Source organism: Planococcus chinensis (assembly GCF_020071995.1).
GTDB lineage: Bacteria > Bacillota > Bacilli > Bacillales_A > Planococcaceae > Planococcus > Planococcus chinensis_A.
In genome coordinates this window covers 61418-78528 of record NZ_JABWTK010000005.1, presented here as the reverse complement: position 1 = coordinate 78528, position 17111 = coordinate 61418, and the positions used below count along the sequence as shown (strand labels likewise).

General features: G+C 49.7%; 13 protein-coding genes. All 13 read right to left on the bottom strand.

The genetic code is table 11. The features are described from left to right. Positions 1 to 15: 15 nt before the first annotated feature. The 13 genes from HU147_RS09690 to HU147_RS09630 all read right to left on the bottom strand — a co-directional run bounded on the left by HU147_RS09690 (position 16) and on the right by HU147_RS09630 (position 17010). The gene (locus HU147_RS09690; protein WP_224076045.1) at positions 16 to 735 is read right to left on the bottom strand and encodes a GntR family transcriptional regulator; all 720 of its coding nucleotides are present in this window, start codon (positions 733 to 735) and stop codon (positions 16 to 18) included. 5 nt (positions 736 to 740) lie between these two features. Continuing rightward, positions 741 to 1481, bottom strand: a complete 741-nt coding sequence (gene nagB / locus HU147_RS09685; protein ID WP_224076044.1) for a glucosamine-6-phosphate deaminase — start codon at positions 1479 to 1481, stop codon at positions 741 to 743. Then, positions 1478 to 2647, bottom strand: a complete 1170-nt coding sequence (nagA, locus tag HU147_RS09680; RefSeq protein WP_224076043.1) for an N-acetylglucosamine-6-phosphate deacetylase — start codon at positions 2645 to 2647, stop codon at positions 1478 to 1480. The genes nagB and nagA overlap by 4 nt, the downstream gene beginning before the upstream one ends. A 122-nt stretch (positions 2648 to 2769) precedes the next feature. Further along, the gene (nagE, locus tag HU147_RS09675) at positions 2770 to 4677 is read right to left on the bottom strand and encodes an N-acetylglucosamine-specific PTS transporter subunit IIBC (RefSeq protein ID WP_224076042.1); all 1908 of its coding nucleotides are present in this window, start codon (positions 4675 to 4677) and stop codon (positions 2770 to 2772) included. Positions 4678 to 5221: 544 nt separating this feature from the next. Further along, positions 5222 to 6481, bottom strand: a complete 1260-nt coding sequence (locus HU147_RS09670; RefSeq protein WP_224076241.1) for an exo-beta-N-acetylmuramidase NamZ family protein — start codon at positions 6479 to 6481, stop codon at positions 5222 to 5224. Positions 6482 to 6500: 19 nt separating this feature from the next. Next, positions 6501 to 8603, bottom strand: coding sequence for a glycoside hydrolase family 3 protein (locus HU147_RS09665; RefSeq protein ID WP_224076041.1), 2103 nt, complete (start codon positions 8601 to 8603; stop codon positions 6501 to 6503). 18 nt (positions 8604 to 8621) lie between these two features. Beyond that, positions 8622 to 10259 carry a serine hydrolase domain-containing protein gene (locus HU147_RS09660; RefSeq protein ID WP_224076040.1) on the bottom strand — a complete coding sequence of 546 codons (1638 nt, stop codon included), beginning with the start codon at positions 10257 to 10259 and terminating at the stop codon, positions 8622 to 8624. Between the two features lie 204 nt (positions 10260 to 10463). Further along, positions 10464 to 11531 carry a DUF871 domain-containing protein gene (locus tag HU147_RS09655; protein ID WP_224076039.1) on the bottom strand — a complete coding sequence of 356 codons (1068 nt, stop codon included), beginning with the start codon at positions 11529 to 11531 and terminating at the stop codon, positions 10464 to 10466. A 218-nt stretch (positions 11532 to 11749) separates the two neighbouring features. Next, positions 11750 to 11911: a hypothetical protein gene (locus HU147_RS09650; RefSeq protein WP_224076038.1), complete on the bottom strand. Its 162-nt coding sequence runs from the start codon at positions 11909 to 11911 to the stop codon at positions 11750 to 11752. A gap of 175 nt (positions 11912 to 12086) precedes the next feature. Beyond that, entirely contained in the window at positions 12087 to 13466 is a 1380-nt protein-coding gene (locus tag HU147_RS09645) for a PTS transporter subunit EIIC (RefSeq protein ID WP_224076037.1), read from the bottom strand. A 25-nt stretch (positions 13467 to 13491) separates the two neighbouring features. Beyond that, entirely contained in the window at positions 13492 to 14376 is an 885-nt protein-coding gene (murQ, locus tag HU147_RS09640) for an N-acetylmuramic acid 6-phosphate etherase (protein WP_224076036.1), read from the bottom strand. 556 nt (positions 14377 to 14932) lie between these two features. Beyond that, entirely contained in the window at positions 14933 to 15781 is an 849-nt protein-coding gene (locus HU147_RS09635; RefSeq protein ID WP_224076035.1) for a MurR/RpiR family transcriptional regulator, read from the bottom strand. Between the two features lie 86 nt (positions 15782 to 15867). After that, the gene (locus HU147_RS09630; RefSeq protein WP_317985510.1) at positions 15868 to 17010 is read right to left on the bottom strand and encodes a M20 family metallopeptidase; all 1143 of its coding nucleotides are present in this window, start codon (positions 17008 to 17010) and stop codon (positions 15868 to 15870) included. Between the last annotated feature and the right edge of the window lie 101 nt (positions 17011 to 17111).

Sequence of the window (17111 nt, the reverse complement as noted above, 5' to 3'; positions counted from 1 at the left end):
CCTTTGGTTTTGGTTTTAGCGTTGAATTTCGGTGACAAATTTGTACCGGTCGGCGCGGTAAATGCTGCGGACCACTTCAAACGGCATGCCGTTTGTTAAATAAGAGACCCGTTCAATAATTAGAATGGCTGCCGGCATGGCGATTTGAAGCAGTTCCGCTTCTTCTTTCCGGACCAGTGCCGCTTCCATGCGCTGAGAGGCGTGGCTGATGGACTGCTGGCCGGACTCAATGAGCGAATACAGCGAACCGTCCAATGCCTGTTCGTCAAGAGCCGGGAAAAGTCTGGCCGGCAAATACGTCCGTTCGAGCGCCATCGGCTTTTCATTAGCGTAGCGGATTCGTTCCACCGTGAACACTTCTTCTCCAGGCTCAAGCTGAAGCTCTGCGGATATATCTTGTTCCGGCAGCATTTTTTCAAATCGGATGACTTTGTTGCTTGGCGTGAGCCCACGGGCTTTCATGTCCTCGGTAAAGCTCGTCAAACCATTCAGCGGCTGTTCGACTTTCAGGGAAGAAACAAAGGTGCCGCGCCCTTTTTCCCGGTACAACAAGCCTTCGTTCACCAGATTGGTGATGGACTGGCGGACGGTCATGCGGCTGACACCAAACTGCTCGGTCAATTCCCGTTCTGACGGGATCGCTGTCCCCACCGCCACTTCGCCGTCTTTGATCCGGCGCTTCAGCTCTTCTTCGATTTGGACATACATCGGGATATGTGATTGTTTATCGAGCACCGTGATCACTGCCTTTCTGGTTCCACCAATTGATAGGCATCCCGGTCTGCAATAAGTGTCACATCATCATGGTTCCATAAAAACGAAGCCGGAAAATCTTCGCTTACTTGCTGCTCCATCAGCTTTTTGACGGCCGGGGCTTTTTTCTTCCCTGAAGCGAGCAAAAGAATGCGGTCGCTTTTTAAAATCGAAGCGATTCCCATCGTGATCGCATGCGTCGGCACTGCATCCGGCGATTCAAAAAAGCGGGCATTGTTTTTACGCGTGGATTCATCCAGTTCCACGCAATGCGTCAAACTGTCTTCAGGTGTACCGGGTTCATTGAATCCGATGTGGCCGTTCGTCCCCATGCCGAGAATCTGCAGATGAACCGGTCCGAGCCGGTCAATCAACGCCTCGTAGCGCTCGCATTCCTCTTCCACGGAACGGGCTTGTCCGTCCGGAAGATAGGTATTGCGCATCTGGATATCAATGTGTTGGAACAAATTTTCGTACATGAAACTGTGGTAGCTGTTTGGATGGTTGCGATTCAGCCCTTGGTATTCGTCGAGGTTGATGGTCTTGATCTGCTCATAGGAAACACCCCGGTTTTTAAACCCCTCAATCATTTTGCCATAAAGGCCAAGCGGAGTGGAACCGGTAGCTAGTCCGAGAATCGATTTTGCATTTTTCAAAACTTGCTGCTCCACGATTTCTGAAGCGCGCAGGCTCATTTCATCGTAGTTTTCCACCACAATCACATTCATGCCAGCCCCTCCTTCTTATGCGCAATGGTGCCGCGGCAGATTGTCAGCTGCACATCCAAATGTTCATCGAGAATGACCAGATCCGCATCTTTGCCTCTTTCGATGCTGCCTTTATGGGATAAGCCCAGTTTTTTTGCTGCGTTGTAAGAAGTGATGGCAACCAGTTCCGAAATCGAACAGCCTGTGCAGTTCTGCACATTTTTCATCGCTTCATCCATCGTCAGAATGCTCCCGGCGAGAGCGCCGCTTTCCAGCCGCGCGCCGTTTTCGGTAACGAACACATCTTGTCCGCCCAAATCATACGTACCCTGCTTAAGCCCTTTTGCCCGCATAGCGTCGGTGATCAGGACGAGGCGATCAGCCCCGATTTGGCGGAACGCCAGCTCTACCGACTTCGGATGGCTGTGAATAAAATCCGCAATGATTTCTACGGACAAGCGTTTGTCGACAAAAGCCGTTCCTACGACGCCCGGTTCCCGGTGATGGAATGCACTCATCTGGTTGTAGAGATGCGTCACGTGGCTTGCGCCAACCGAAATGGCGTGCTGCATTTCTTCCCAGGTGCCGTCTGAATGGCCAATGGAAGCAATCACACCGGTTGACGTCACTTCGTCGACAAACCTGTAGCCGCCTTCTGTTTCCGGCGCCATCGTCACGAGCTTGATGCGGTCGCCGCTCAGGCTTTGCCATTTCTGAAACAGTTCGAGCGATGGCGGAATGATGTGTTCCACCGGCTGTGCACCCGGCTGCTTTTTCGAAATGAATGGACCTTCCAGGTGGATGCCCACCATTTCGGCCTGGCCTTCAGCTGATTCAAATCCGCTTGCATTTTGAAGCGCTTGAGACACAGCCTCATCGGATTGCGTCATTGTCGTCGCCAAAAAGCTAGTGGTGCCTTCTTTTGGCAAGGCGCTCGCCATGCCGCTCAGCGCTTCCGGCGTCGCGTCCATTGTATCAAAACCTGCCGCACCGTGAATGTGGACATCAATAAATCCAGGAACGAGCGTCCAGTCTTTTCCGGCTGCATCAATATAGAGATCCGCTTCTTTTACCAGCGACGGAGCAAGTGCAGCAATTTTTCCGTCCTCCAAGTAGACATCCCCTAGAAACGGTTCGTTTTTTGCATCCGCAATATGAATAGATGAAATCAAAATGGTTTTCTTCATTTTTTGCCTCTCCTTACGAAAAACTAGGAACATCACGAATGAGTTTCCTGGTTTCGTTTTGTCTCCTTAGTAATTGCTTTAACTGCAAACAGTGGAGGGGTGAGCTCCACTGTTTTTTTCGTTTATTGAATTCTTAGGATGGAAACGGTGCCTTGTTTTTGAGAACCTTTTTTCAGCATTTCAAGTTCCTGGCCCGTTAAGTTGGTGAAAATAACCGGCGTAACAACTGAAGGTGCGTTGGCTCCAAGGTAAGTTAGATCCATCTTCAGCAATGCATCTCCGCGCTGAACCAACTGGCCTTGTTCCACTAGGGTTTCAAAACCTTCGCCGTTCAGTTTTACCGTATCGAGCCCTACATGGATCAGGATTTCGATGCCGGTATCCGTTTCAATGCCGATGGCGTGCTTCGTCGGGAAAACGGTAACCACACGGCCATCAACCGGTGAATGAAGCGTATTTCCTGATGGCACGATTCCGAATCCTGGCCCCATCATCGCTTTGGCGAATACTTCATCCGGCACTTCGGACAATGGAATGATGTCTCCATCAATCGGCATTGCAAAGTCTTCTGCACGGATTGCTTTCACCATTTCAGGTTCTGTAGACATTTCTTCTTCCGGTACGTTCAAGCTTTCAGGTGCCGGGTTGCCATTGGCCAAACGTTTCTTCATGGCATCTGCCAGGAATTCCACCGCTGTTCCGATGACCACTTGGACGTTTGTTTTATTCACTTTCATAACGCCCATTGCACCGTGGCGCTTCAATTCTTTTTCATTTACGCGGTCTGCATCTTTCACAGACATGCGAAGGCGCGTTGTGCAATAATCGACTGCTGCGATGTTATCCGCGCCGCCCAATGCTTCAATCGTATGGTACGCGCGGATGTCGATTCCTTTATTGCCTGTATCTGCGTTGCCGTCTTCTGCATCTTCATCTTCACGCCCAGGCGTTTTCAGATCCAATTTGACAATCAGCAAGTAGAAAATGGCAAAGTAGATGACACCGGTTCCGAGTCCCATAACCAATAGCACCAGCGGATTCTGTGCCAGCCCGTAATTCAGGACAAAGTCGATGGCGCCTGCCGAGAACCCGAAGCCGTGATGGACATCCAGGGCATAAGCGATCATCATCGATACACCTGTCAATAAAGCATGGACAACATACAACAATGGCGATAAGAACATGAATGAGAATTCGATTGGTTCAGTGATCCCTGTAAGGAATGACGTGAAACCGATACTGAACAGCATCCCGCCAACAATCGCTTTGCGTTCTTTTTTAGCTGCCGCATACATAGCCAAACATGCTGCCGGAAGCCCGAACATCATGATTGGGAAGAAACCGGAAAGGAATGGCCCCGCTGTCGGGTCCCCTTTTAGGAAACGGTTGATCTCACCGCGTACGACTTCTCCAGTCGCGTCCGTGAATGTACCAAAATCAAACCAGACAATTGTGTTGATAACATGGTGCAATCCGGTTGGCAACAGCAAACGGTTGAAGAAACCATAAGCCCCTACTCCGAACATCCCTGCATTTAAAATCCAGTCGCCTGCGCCGTCAATCAAATCCTGGATCGGCGGCCATGCGTAGCCAAGCAGCCCTGCCAGCACCGTCATGGTAGCGGCGGTTATGATTGGAACAAAGCGCCGGCCTCCAAAGAACGCGAGCCAGGCCGGGAATTTCACGTTATAGAATTTATTGTATAATAGCCCGCCGACAATCCCGGAAAGGATTCCCGCAAATACGCCCATATTGATCGATTCATTGATTGTGACAATCGCTGAAGTCAATACGAGATAAGCAATGGCACCCGCAAGCGCCGCCCCGCCGTTGCTGTCATGGGCAAGCCCGAAAGCGATGCCGATGGCAAAAATGATGGCAAGGTTGTCGATGATTCCCGCACCGGCAGCCGATAAGAACGGAATGCCGAGCAAGTCATCCTGGCCAAACCGCAAAAGCAAAGCCGCTGCCGGCAATGTTGCAATCGGGAACATCAATGATTTCCCTATTTTCTGCAGAAAACTGAACAAGTGAATCCACCTCTTTTTTCTTAGTCTTAATTTTTACTATAGAGTTAATATGTATAGATGTCTATACCAATTTAGCGATTTGAGTAAAAAATGTATGCGTTTTCTTTTAGTTCTTATTTAAAAAATCGAATTAACATCTTTCCACACAAAACCAGTAAATATTTTTTAATACACCGCTTCGGTCGCTTTGGGCATAGCTCCCGCGATAAGCCGAGAAGAACACTCGTCTTCTCGCTTCGCTTAGCCCCTGGACGCGCCGGCGCTAGGTAAGCTCTTCGAGAACAAGAAACTCCATCCATTTCTACTGTGCTATCTAAGATATGGAGCAAAACAGCGGAGAAAAGCCTGCTGCTACTGCGCAAGCTCGTCACAAAGCTATTGGTCTCATATGCTTCGTCGATAGCTTCGCAGCTGTTTTGCGGAATATCGGCATATATAAATCCTAAGCTCAACGTCTATAGAGACTCATTGTAATATCTCCTTAAGAATAGCTCTTCTAAAAAGTAAAGAGCTGCAGGCCCTAAAGTCTACAGCTCTTTTCTTCCTATTTATACAGCAAATAATTCTTTCTGACTTTCTCGAACTCTTTCAGTTCCGGCTTCCATTGTTTTTTCATTTCTTCAACGGTCATGCCGTCTTTGATGCCTTGGGCAATCCAGTCGTTGCCGATCAAGTTGTTGAAGAATGCAGTCAATGAAGCTTCGCCCGGATACAGATCATAGATCGTTTTGACGATATGGAGTCCTGTTTCAACCGGCAAGTAGGCGTCCCGGTCCGTGATATGGACTTGGATCCCGTGCGACAGTTTGCCGGAGTGTTTCGAGAATGCCGGTGTGAATGATGCTGCGCGGAAAGTGACGCCTCGCAAGTCCAAGGCGTTCAATTCTTTCGCCAGTTCAGTACTGTTGATGAACGGCGCTCCGATGTATTCGAACGGCTTGGTCGTGCCTCTGCCTTCCGATAAGTTCGTACCTTCAATTAAAGCAGTGCCTGGATAAGCAAGTGCCGTTTCAAGTGTCGGCATATTCGGTGAAGGTGCGACAAATTCCAGACCGGTTTCATCGTAGAACATATTTCGCTTCCAGCCCTTCATTTTGACGACGGTCAAATCGGCACCGATGCCGAATTCTTCATTGAACAGTCCAGCCAGTTCACCGACCGTCATGCCGTGGCGAAGCGGAATCGCGTATTGGCCGACAAATGAAGCGAATTCCGGGTCAAGCACCGGCCCTTCCACTTTAACGCCGCCTTGTGGATTTGGACGGTCAAGCACGATAAACGGAATGCCTTTTTCTTTGGCCGCTTCCATCGCCAGAGCCATGGTATAGATGTACGTATAGAAACGAGTGCCGACGTCCTGGATATCAAACAGCAGCACATCAACGCCTTCAAGCATTTCCTGTGTCGGTTTTCTGGTAGAGCCGTATAGGCTGTAAACCGGAAGGCCGGTCACTTCATCGTTGTAGAATTCCACGTATTGCCCAGCCTGCGCATCCCCGCGCACGCCGTGTTCCGGCCCGTACAGCGCCGTTAAGTTCACATCGGGATCATTGTGTAAAAGGTCCACGATGCTGTTCAAGTCTTTATCCACGCCTGTCGGGTTGGTGATCAGCCCGACGTTTTTCCCTTCGATCAACTGTTTCTGGTCTTTCAGCAGCACTTCGATTCCAATGGCAAATTGGTCTTTCTTGCCTTTGCCGCGGTCTTTCGATTTGCCGTTGCCGTTGTCATGATTGGCGAATGCGATCGAAAGTGTAGATAACACGAGCATGGCGGTGAGCAGCATTACGATCCATTTTTTCAAAGTCATCTCTCCCTATCGTTTAGTATGTCAGTCCGTGTCCGTATTCATACAATGTGCCGCCTGCGAGATCCGGAATGGTTACCGGCAATTTTCCGGTTGGCGACAATTGCCCTAGAATCGTTGAAGCCATCGCTTCGTAGCTTGCTGTTCGGAAGCTGTATTGCGTCAAATACGCGTCCACTTCCGGATAAGCCATAATGTCGTATGGATTTTGGATGCCGACTGCAATGACCGGTGCATCGGTAGAGGCAATGATCTGGTTGGCCATTTTCATTTGACCGCTGTTCGGCGAACGCTGCGATACGGTGGATGTACGCGTTCCGACTACCACTGCTTTTGCCGCTTGGACTTGGGCCAGTTCCTGCTCGGTCAATAAATTATCTTTTTGAATCCAGATGGTGTTGCCATGAAGTGCTTTCAATCCTGCGTACAACTCATCAGAATAGGCATTTCCGACAACCACCACCAAATCTTCCGGATTTGGTGCCAGCGGCAAGACGCCTTCATTTTTCACAAGCGTGATCGATTTTTCCGATGCTTCACGTTCCACTTGCTGATGTTCTTCCGAGCCGACCACCTGCAGCGCATTGGCCACTTTTTCTTCAATCGGCTTCGGTTTTTCTTCTTTCACAATACCGCGCTTTAATTTCAATGCCAGGATGCGCTTGGCTGAAGCCCCGATGCGGTCTTCGGAAATTTCTCCTGAACGGACTGCTTCGTACAAGCCATTTGCGACACTTTCAAGCCCGACCGGCATAAGGACGATATCGCTTCCGGCATTGACCGCACGGATCACGGCTTCAACCGGTCCGAAATGGTCAGCGATCGCCTGCATATTCAAGGCATCGGTGAAAATGACACCTTCATAGCCCATTTCATCCCGCATCAATTCTGTTAGTACTTTGTGTGAAAGCGTAGCCGGCAACGTGATTTCACTGCCGTCTTTTTTCGAAATGACTTTCGTGCCGTCCACTTTCGGGAACGTCACGTGCGCGGTCATGATGGCATCAATGCCCGCTTCCATCGCTTTTTGGAACGGGTACAATTCAACTGCTTTCAATCGTTCCAAATCATATGGCACTTCCGGCAAGCCGATATGGGAATCGGTCGCTGTGTCACCGTGTCCCGGGAAATGCTTCGCAGTTGCAGCAGTTCCGGAAGCTTGCAGCCCTTTCGTATAAGCTACACCCAGTTCCGCGACCAGTTCCGGATTTTCGCCGAATGAACGGACGCCGATGACCGGGTTGTCCGGATTGTTGTTGATATCAAATGACGGGGCAAAGTTCATGTTAATGCCAAGAGCGGAAAGCTCTTCGCCAATTGCGTTCCCCACATTCTCCGTAATTTCTGCAGAGCGCGTCGCTCCCAGCGCCATGCTGCCCGGCATATCGGTTCCGGACTGCAGACGCGTCACGATGCCGCCTTCTTGGTCAATCGTCATCAAGAGGCCGTATTTTTCTGCCGCTTCCTGATAGTCCGCGACCAGTTTTGTCGTTTGTTCGGTTGTCACGACGTTTTCACGGAACAAGATGACACCGCCCAGATGGTATTGCTTCACGAGCTGTTCGATTTCCGGAAGCAGCTGTGTGACGTTTTGCCCTTTCCAGTTTCTGAAATCCGGCATCAGCATCTGGCCGACTTTTTCTTCCATCGTCATGCCGGCTACTGCTTTTTCGATCAAGTTGTAGCGCTCTCCGCCGCTTTTAATTACCGACACCTTTACCGGCGGTTTGCCTTTGCCGGTTTTAGCGGACCCATCCGGCTTCACCTGCACGGCGATTCGATCCGTGTAGCTGCCGTCGGTTACTGTGATAAACGTTTTCCCTGGTTTTCCAAGAACCGTTACCGTACCTTCCGCGTCTACAGAAGCAACGGTTTTATTCGTCGAGCTCCATTTCAATCCTTCCGAAGCCCCTAAAAAGTGGCCATCTTCATACAAATGTACGGCTTTTAATGTAAGTTCCTCGGCACTGCCGACTTCGACTTCAGGCACGTTTTGCAGGATCACCAAATCGGCCGCGGAGTTTTGTGCTTTTGCTGCTCCTGCGCCGGTTGCCAGTGAAGAAACCACCAAAGCGGCGATCACCAGCGGCAAAACAAGCAGTTTATGAAATTTCGTCATATTCCATCCCCCTCTAACTTAATTGCTGCGTACAGTCCAGTTGTTGTTTTCCGCTTTTGGCTGGACTCGTTTGCCGTCTATCTCAATATTTCCGACATACCAGCCGCGACCATTAACAGAGCTATCTGTCTGGTAACGGAAGCGAAGGTGCTTCGTGCCTTCCGGCAATTCGATCGAAGTCCGTCCCCATTCACCGCTTTCTCCCGTAAGAGGAGCTGTGGCTTCCGTCCAGTTCACTCCGTCCGAAGACGTTTCAATAAAACCGAAATCCGAATTGGCTTCCAGGCGATGCCATGTATCAAAGGAGACGGAATTGGCCCCCACCGGCACAGCGAACTGCATTTCGTTGTTTAATTTATCGCCGTAGCCCGAGAACCAAGCCTTCTGGTGTTTTGGCACCGGAGCTGAAATGGCGTCCGCGACTGATCTGGCAAAGGCCCGGCGGATGCCGTTTGTGGAAATCGTACTTCTCGATGGGTGCACGCGGTTCGTCAACAAGATGGCAATCGTTTTGTTTTTCCGGTTGATGACGATGCTTGTTCCCGTGTAGCCGGTGTGACCGAATGCCGCCGGATCTGCTAACGCGTCCATGTACCAGCCCTGATTCAGTTCCCAGCCAAGCCCGTGGTCATCTCCCGGAAATTCCGGAATCTGGTTGGTTTCAAGCAAGCGGACCGTTTCCGGTTCCAAAATCCGTTTGCCGCCGTATTTGCCATTGTTCAAAAACATATGGGCAAATTTTGCCAGATCCGATGCAGTAGAGAAAACACCGGCATGTCCGGCAACGCCGTCCAAAGACCAGGCGTTTTCATCGTGGACTTCGCCCCACACCATGCCGCGCCCAAGCGCCGGCTGGTATTCTGTCGCCGCGATGCGGTTTTTCAAAGACGCAGGCGGATTGTACATGGTGTCTTTCATGCCGATCGGGTCCGTGATTTCCTCTTTTACAAACTGATCAAGCCGTTTGCCGGAGTATTTCTCAATCAATGCCCCGAGCGTGATCAAGTTCAAATCGCTGTATGTGTAATTGGTGCCCGGCTGATTGGCAAGCGGATAACGCAGCGCGTACTCGATGCGGTCTTCGCGCGTCTCCCCTTGCTGATAAAGCGGCACCCAGGCGATAAACCCGGAAGTATGCGTCATGAGCTGGCGAATGGTGACCGCTTCTTTGCCATTCTCCGCAAATTGCGGAAGATGCAGAGCTACCGGGTCGTCCAGCTTGAAATAACCTTCTTCGTACAGCTTCATCGCCGCAGTCGTCGTAAAGATTTTGCTGATGGAAGCCAAGTCGAAAATCGTGTCTTCTTTCATTTCAATCGGATTAGCCACCGGTGTAAACTGGTCGTCGGCGTACAGAGATGCATAGCCATACGCATCGTGCTTCACGATATGTCCGCTTCTGGCGACAAAAGCGACTGCCCCTGGCGTCGTCCTCGCTGTTAAAGCGCTTTCAATTTCAGCATCAAAACGATCCAGCGGTTCCTGTATCATCCCCGCCCCTTTCACTGAACCTGGGTGGAGTACAGGCGACATTGCCCCTGGCTGGTTCCATTGATTCGCAGGAGCCGCCATTGCCGGTGAAGCGAGAACAGATGTGAAAGCAAGCGAACAGACTAAGGCAGACGACAGCACTTTGAACTTCGTTCTTTTTTTCATTTCTTTCCTCCTATTATTCTTTTTTGTATTTATTTACCTCTATTGTCCAATATTATCTGACAATTCATTTATTGCCCATGCCCCAATAGCTCTGTCTTTAAATGGATTTTTCGCTTTCCATTTTTCGTTCCGTTTACATTTGCTTAGGTTCACGGACAGAAGTACGCCTTTTGGAGGAACAAATTTCGAAATTAAAATTCTTCTTTATACCCATATTAACTGAAATTTCACTCCAGATTTAATGTGCTCGATCAACGGCAAATCTTTTGGCAGAACTCTGCCGATGACATTGACCCGTTCATCTGCCGGCAACGCTCTTTTCGTGATTTGCATTTCGCCCTGGTAGCGGCCGTAGCGTTCGTTGTCGATTGTAATGCTGCCGGTTGGCCTTTCAGCGGTATGTTCCGGTGCCAGCCGCCGTGTGCCGAACAAGCCGTATTCCCGGGACTCCATTGAACGCACGCAGTCTCTTGCAGCATCCAGGCGGTTGGTCTGAACGGTACCGGCCGTTTCCATCAAGTCCTGATTTTCTGTCAGGCTCTCCGCGTGCAGCTGGATTACGCCTTGATCGTAAGCGGCGAATTGCATCAAGCTTTCCTCGCTTAAAGTGATGTCTCCCACCAATATTTTATCTACCAGCCCGCTCTTCTCAAATGCCATGTATGCTGCAAATGGTGAAATGCTGCGATGCTCTTCCAAAGTGGGCAAGCCATCGAATAAAGGTCCCCGGCGCTTGCCGTCTCCCGGGATAAAGGCCATGACCGTCAAGCCTTTGCTTTTCAGCCACTCGTTCACTTCATAAAAATCTTGCGTGTCCAAACCGGTTTCCGGCCGCGGATAGAAATTGTGCCAGGCTTCAACCGCTTCTGTCCGAAGACCCGCTGCTTTTAACCGGGCTAATCCTTCTTGTGTTAACGTACTGGCATTCAATGCGATTTTCATTTTTCCCGACAGCTCGGCAATAGTTTCCTCATTAACGCCATAGTCGATCCGAAGCCCCGTGACGCCCCACTCCACTAAGCCCTCTGCATTGTCCCAAGTGAACCCGAGGTGGCCCAGCGATTTCGGCGAAATGTCCGCCATTAATTCCATTTCGTAGGCCAGCGCCAGTGCTCCTAACTCCCGCAGCCGTTCTTCGTAAACCGATGGATCTTCTTCCGGAATGTGCAGCGAAGTGAAAATCGAGTTGAAACCAAGCTTTCGAATGTTTTGAATATAAGGCTCAAGGTCTTTCGGCGAGCCTTCTCCTAAATAAACTGATATTCCGCGCATGTGATCTCTCCTTTTGGATAAATTAAAAAAGGAGTCGCCCCAAAAGCAATTTGGGGCGACTCCTTTGCGACGAAGCTAGCGAAGCGATGAGGAGCAAAAGTATTCCCTTACGCTTTGTGAAAGCAGCAAAGAGCTGCTCTTATGCTTTTCTTGGTGTGTTTTATGAAGGGCCGCCTGCGCTTTTCTAGTGTCCAGCTGCACCGCCTAGCTCCTCGGGGTCATAAGCCCGCTTGGCTATGCGGCTGAAAACATGCCGCTTCACCAATCAGTCTTATGCCTGTCGGAGCTGATACAGGCGGTTCCGCTTTTCTAATGTCCAGCTCCGGCGGCCAGCCCCTCGAGGTCGCTTCGGTTTTGTCCTGAATGGCCAAGTACGCCATTCCTGCCAAACCCTCCAGCGCTTGTCGGGGCTAAATGGCCGCCTGCGCTTTTCTAGTGTCCAGCTGCAAGAGCCAGCTTCTCGGGTCATAAGCCCACTTGGCTGTGCGGCTGAAAACATGCCGCTTCACCAATCGGTCTTATGCCAGTCGAAGCTGAACGGCTCTTTCCGCTTTTCTAGATTCCTTCTGCCATTCTCTCTTTAAATCCGAACAAATAAGTGAAGATAAATCCAAAGACGTACGATACAACGAGCCCTACGAAGTACCAGATGTATTTGCTGTCAGCGATCAACGGAATCAAGGAGATGCCGGATACGCCGATGCCTTGTGCCGCAGTGTGCATGACGGCCTGGAAGGCGCCGCCGAATGCTGCTCCCATACAAGCCGTGATAAACGGACGGCCAAGCGGCAAAGTTACACCGTACAATAAAGGCTCTCCGATTCCAAGAATCCCAACCGGCAATGCGCCTTTAATGATATTGCGCAAACGCTGGTTTTTCGTTTTCACGTAAATGGCAATTGTACCACCGACTTGTCCAGCACCTGCCATTGCCAAAATCGGCAATAACGCGGTGCTGCCGAATGTGTTCATCAATTCCACGTGGATCGGCGTCAATCCGTGGTGAAGCCCAAGCATAACAAGCGGCAGGAAGAATGCGGCCAATACGCCGCCGGCAACCACTCCGCCGACATCAAGCGCTGAAATCAAACCGGATGTGATGATGTCGCTCAATACACCGGCAACTGGAACAATTGCATATAAAGAAATAAATCCAACTACAAGAACCGTAATTAATGGTGTAAAAAGAATATCAATCGAACTGTGCATGACAGAACGCACTTTCTTTTCAACAAACGTCATCAGCCAAGCAGCCAATATGACTCCAAACAATCCGCCGCGCCCGACAACGAGCGGCTCCCCGTAAATCGTGATATCCGCCAATAACGGATTGAACAAAATACCCCCGGCAATCGCACCGAGCACCGGCGTTCCGCCAAATTCTTTCGCTGTGTTCCAACCGACTAAAATAGCCAAGTATGTAAAGACTGTGCTTCCCAGCAGCAATAAAATCTGCATATACGTTGCCGTTTCATCCACTCCGGCGTTTTTAGCAAAGTTCGCTGCGCCGTTGATGATTCCCGAAGCAATCAAACCAGGAATCAGCGGAATGAAGATATTGCCGACTCTGCGCAAAAACATCTTGAACGGTGTTTTGTTTTTTTGCTTCATCTTTTCACGGTCCAGCTGTGCTTTTTCGCTGAAATCCATATCCCCTTCGTTGACAGCTGCTTCTTCCCCAATTGCAAGCCCTGTTTCATTGCTCATTTCAGCAGCTACTTTATTGACCGTTCCCGGACCTACCACAATTTGAAGTGTATCGTCTTCAACGACGCCCATCACGCCGTCAATTCGTTTCAAGTCATTGATATTTGCTTTGCTGTCATCTTTCAGCGACAAGCGCAACCGCGTCATGCAGTGTGCGACCCGCTGGATATTCTCTTTTCCCCCGACATTTCCGAGAATATCCTGTGCCATTTTTTGTTCTTTTTTCATACTGTCCCCCCGCTCTCCCAGTGTGTTATAAAGCTTTTCTTACAAAACCGCCGGCTGTTTCCAGCTTTTTCGCTGCTTCTTCTTTTGAACAATCCAATAAAATCATGACGATGGCCGCTTTGACATGGCGATCGGCTTTTTCGTAAAAACGCTCCGCTGTTTCATAATCCACTTGCGTAGCGTCCATGATAATACGCTTCGAACGCTCAATCAGTTTTTTGTTGGTCGCCTGCACATCCACCATCAAATTTCCGTAAGCTTTGCCGACGCCGATCATCGAAGCCGTTGAAATCATGTTCAATACGAGCTTTTGGGCCGTTCCCGCTTTTAAACGTGTAGAACCGGTCAAGACTTCCGGACCTGTCTCGATTTCAATCGCAATTTGCGCATACCGGCTGATTTCCGATTCCGTATTGCAGGAAATGGCTACCGTTTTCGCGCCCACTTCACTTGCATACTCGAGCGCCCCTATTACATAAGGCGTTCTGCCGCTTGCTGCAATGCCGATCACCGTGTCTTTTTCTGTTAAGGAAATTTTCTTCAATTCTTCTTTGGCAAGAGCCGGGTTGTCTTCCACACCTTCTTGAGCCATTGTGAACGCTTCCATTCCACCAGCCAAGAAACCTTGTACCACATCCGGTGAGACGCCAAAAGTCGGTACACACTCCACTGCATCCAAAATACCAAGACGCCCGCTTGTGCCTGCCCCTACATAAATCAGCCGGCCGCCAGCCTGGAACGATTTGATCACTGCTTGCACCGCTTGTTCAATGCGGTCCATTTCCTTGGCAATCGCACCTGGAACCGTCTGGTCTTCCCGGTTCATCGTTTCAAGGATTTCCAGCGTCGACATTTCATCCAGCTTCATCGTATCGTCATTTCTTTTCTCTGTAGACAAATTCTCTAACATCGGCTCATCCTTTATTTGGTTATTTCTTGACTTTATTGTACCCTTAAGAAATTTCATGTCAATATAAATTATCTAAATTATGAATTTTAATTTCATGAAGAAAAATAAAAAAGAGCTGATTTCTCAGCTCTCAAACTATAGACAAAGCCTAGATGAGATGCATAGCGATGCATAGAACCAACCGGACCGGCCACTTCGCTTTCCGTGGGCTCAGCTTCAGCCTCCTCGCCGCTTCGCACCTGCGGGGTCTTCAGCTTTCGCTGTCCCACAGGAGTCTTCGTGGCCGAACCGGTTGGAGCTTCTCTTTGATTCATGAGTGAATGTGAATTGAATCCAATTTTTAGTTTAAACAAACATCTTTATGAGGAAAAGCGACACCTCTTAAAAGCCATCATGTTAGGGATCCGGAGTGAAAGCCGGCGACTCCTGCGGGATAGCGAAGTGCCGAAATCCACTCGGGACGTCAGTTCCGAGTTAGTTCGGTGCGAGCCCGCGGAACGCGTCCGGCTGAAACGGAGGATCCGGGATGTCCTTTTGTCTGTTAATTCAGCTCTCTTTACCTTCTCAAACTCTCCATCTCACTGCGGGCGTCGTAGTACTGCTGCAGCACTTTTTCGCCTAGGTGGTGGAAAACGCTCATATAAAGGGTGTCGATTACGGTGAGCTGGGTCATCCGGGAAGCGATGCTGCCGCTCCGGAAATCCTGTTCGACGTTTGGGGTGCACAGCCGGATGTCCGCTTCTTTATAAAGCGGCGATTTGTTCAAGTTTGTTATAGCAATCACTTGTGCGCCTCTTTTTTTCGCAAAACGCGACAACTCCAGCACATCCTTTGTCCGCCCCGACATGCTGATTGCGACAAATACATCGTTTTCCGTCAGATGCGGAATCAATGACAGCATGTAATGGAAATCCAGCGAAGTGATGGACTGGTAGCCTAGCCGCATGAATTTGTACTGGGCATCCACAGCCGCCGTCGAAGAACCGCCGACGCCGAAAAAGACGATTTTTTTTGCATCTTTTATCGCTTCGACTGCTTTCACCAATTCTTTCCGGTCCATCGAATCTGCGCAGGATTCAATGGCCGACTTGTTGACGTGGATTACTTTATGGAATAAATCATAAGGGGAATCTTTCTGCTGAAGCACCGAAAAGTCCGTCAGATTTGTATCTGTCAGGGTCAGGTCTTTCATAAGCGCCAATTTGAAGGATTTGAAGCTTCCCATGCCGATCGATTTGCAGAAGCGGATGATGGTCGCTTCGCTGACACCCGCTTTTTCCGACAGTTCTTTCGTGGTCATATGCGGAATGGCATCCGGCTGCTGGATGATGTATTCGCCGATGCGCCGTTCCGCTGCCGACAATTGCTCCAGGTCGAGTTCAATTTTTGTAAGTAACGATTTCATTGCATATCTCCCAACTACTTGTTGTTAAAATGTCTGCCGCTTTTATTGAATATTATAGGAGAATGTTTTTTCCCGCAATCAAGAACTTATTTACTGCTCAGCCTTTCGATGACATTGGCGAGGAGCAGTGTCCGTTCTGTCAGCGAAGGAATATACAAGTACTCCGATTCCTGGTGGGCATCCGCTCCGACTGGGCCAAGCCCGTCGATTGACGGAATCCCGGCGAAACTGGTCAGATTGGCATCCGATCCGCCGCCGCTCTTTTCATGCGACAGCTCGAGCCCGATTTTCTGTCCTTCTTCTGTGATAATGGCAATCAGCGCTTCCGCTTCTGCTGTTAAATTCCATGCTGGGCGCGTGATATTGCCGGTCAGTTCCAGCCGGGTTCCGGGAATTTCCGAATAGCTGCAGATTTCCTTGATTGCCGAATCCACTGCGTCGCCGTCTTCCCATGTTTCAATTCGCACATCAATTGCCGCTTCCGCAAACGGTGCAATCGTATTGACGGAGGTGCCGCCGCTGATCAAACCGACATTGACATTGATGCCTTTTTCCCAATCGGTCAACGCATGCAGTTTCAGGATTTTTCGTGCCAGCTCTTCAATTGCGCTGATGCCGTTTTCCGGCTCGATGCCGGCATGTGCCGATTTGCCATGCACTTTCAGAAAATACTTGCCGCCGCCTTTTCGCTCGCTGACCAAATGGCCATTTTGGGCAGGTTCCAAAATCAAAGCGTATTTCTTCGTTTTTGCCACTCGTTCGATCAGTTCCCGGGAAGCGATCGAACCGATTTCCTCGTCCGTATTCAAAATCAATTCGACGTTTTTAAAGGCTTCGCTGCCGCTTTCCATCAATGCTTTCAACGCATACAAAGTCGTGGCATGGCTCGCTTTCATGTCGATGACGCCCGGTCCGTAAGCATAATCGCCTTTTCGCGAAAACGGCCGCCCTGCCACCGTGCCTTCTCCAAATACCGTATCCATATGGGCAATCAGTAAAATTTCCGGATTCACCGCTTCCGGATGGCGGATAAGCAGGTTATTGCCGAGCTTTTGCTGTTCGTGGACTTCCGTCTCAAAGCCGATTTTTGCATATTCTTCACGCAATATGTTTCCGACCTTGTCGATGCCTTGTTTTATGTAAGAGCCGCTGTCAATATTGACGAGTGTTTCAATTAATTCAAGCATACTGGGTTCTTGCTGATTGATCCATTCCTTCAATTTCCACACCCCTTTTTTCCAATTATCCCATAAAGAGAAACTTCAATCATCCATGAAGGCCATTTGCTCTGTCCAATGGCAAAAGTGAATTTCCAGAAAAGGCAAAAAGG

What these genes read in the sequence shown, in the direction of transcription:
- HU147_RS09645 (WP_224076037.1), bottom strand. Translation starts at nt 13,466, where the DNA reads ATGAAAAAAGAACAAAAAATGGCACAGGATATTCTCGGAAATGTCGGG.
- HU147_RS09650 (WP_224076038.1), bottom strand. Translation starts at nt 11,911, where the DNA reads ATGGCGTACTTGGCCATTCAGGACAAAACCGAAGCGACCTCGAGGGGC.
- nagA (WP_224076043.1), bottom strand. Translation starts at nt 2,647, where the DNA reads ATGAAGAAAACCATTTTGATTTCATCTATTCATATTGCGGATGCAAAA.
- murQ (WP_224076036.1), bottom strand. Translation starts at nt 14,376, where the DNA reads ATGTTAGAGAATTTGTCTACAGAGAAAAGAAATGACGATACGATGAAG.
- HU147_RS09660 (WP_224076040.1), bottom strand. Translation starts at nt 10,259, where the DNA reads ATGAAAAAAAGAACGAAGTTCAAAGTGCTGTCGTCTGCCTTAGTCTGT.
- nagB (WP_224076044.1), bottom strand. Translation starts at nt 1,481, where the DNA reads ATGAATGTGATTGTGGTGGAAAACTACGATGAAATGAGCCTGCGCGCT.
- HU147_RS09635 (WP_224076035.1), bottom strand. Translation starts at nt 15,781, where the DNA reads ATGAAATCGTTACTTACAAAAATTGAACTCGACCTGGAGCAATTGTCG.
- HU147_RS09655 (WP_224076039.1), bottom strand. Translation starts at nt 11,531, where the DNA reads ATGCGCGGAATATCAGTTTATTTAGGAGAAGGCTCGCCGAAAGACCTT.
- HU147_RS09665 (WP_224076041.1), bottom strand. Translation starts at nt 8,603, where the DNA reads ATGACGAAATTTCATAAACTGCTTGTTTTGCCGCTGGTGATCGCCGCT.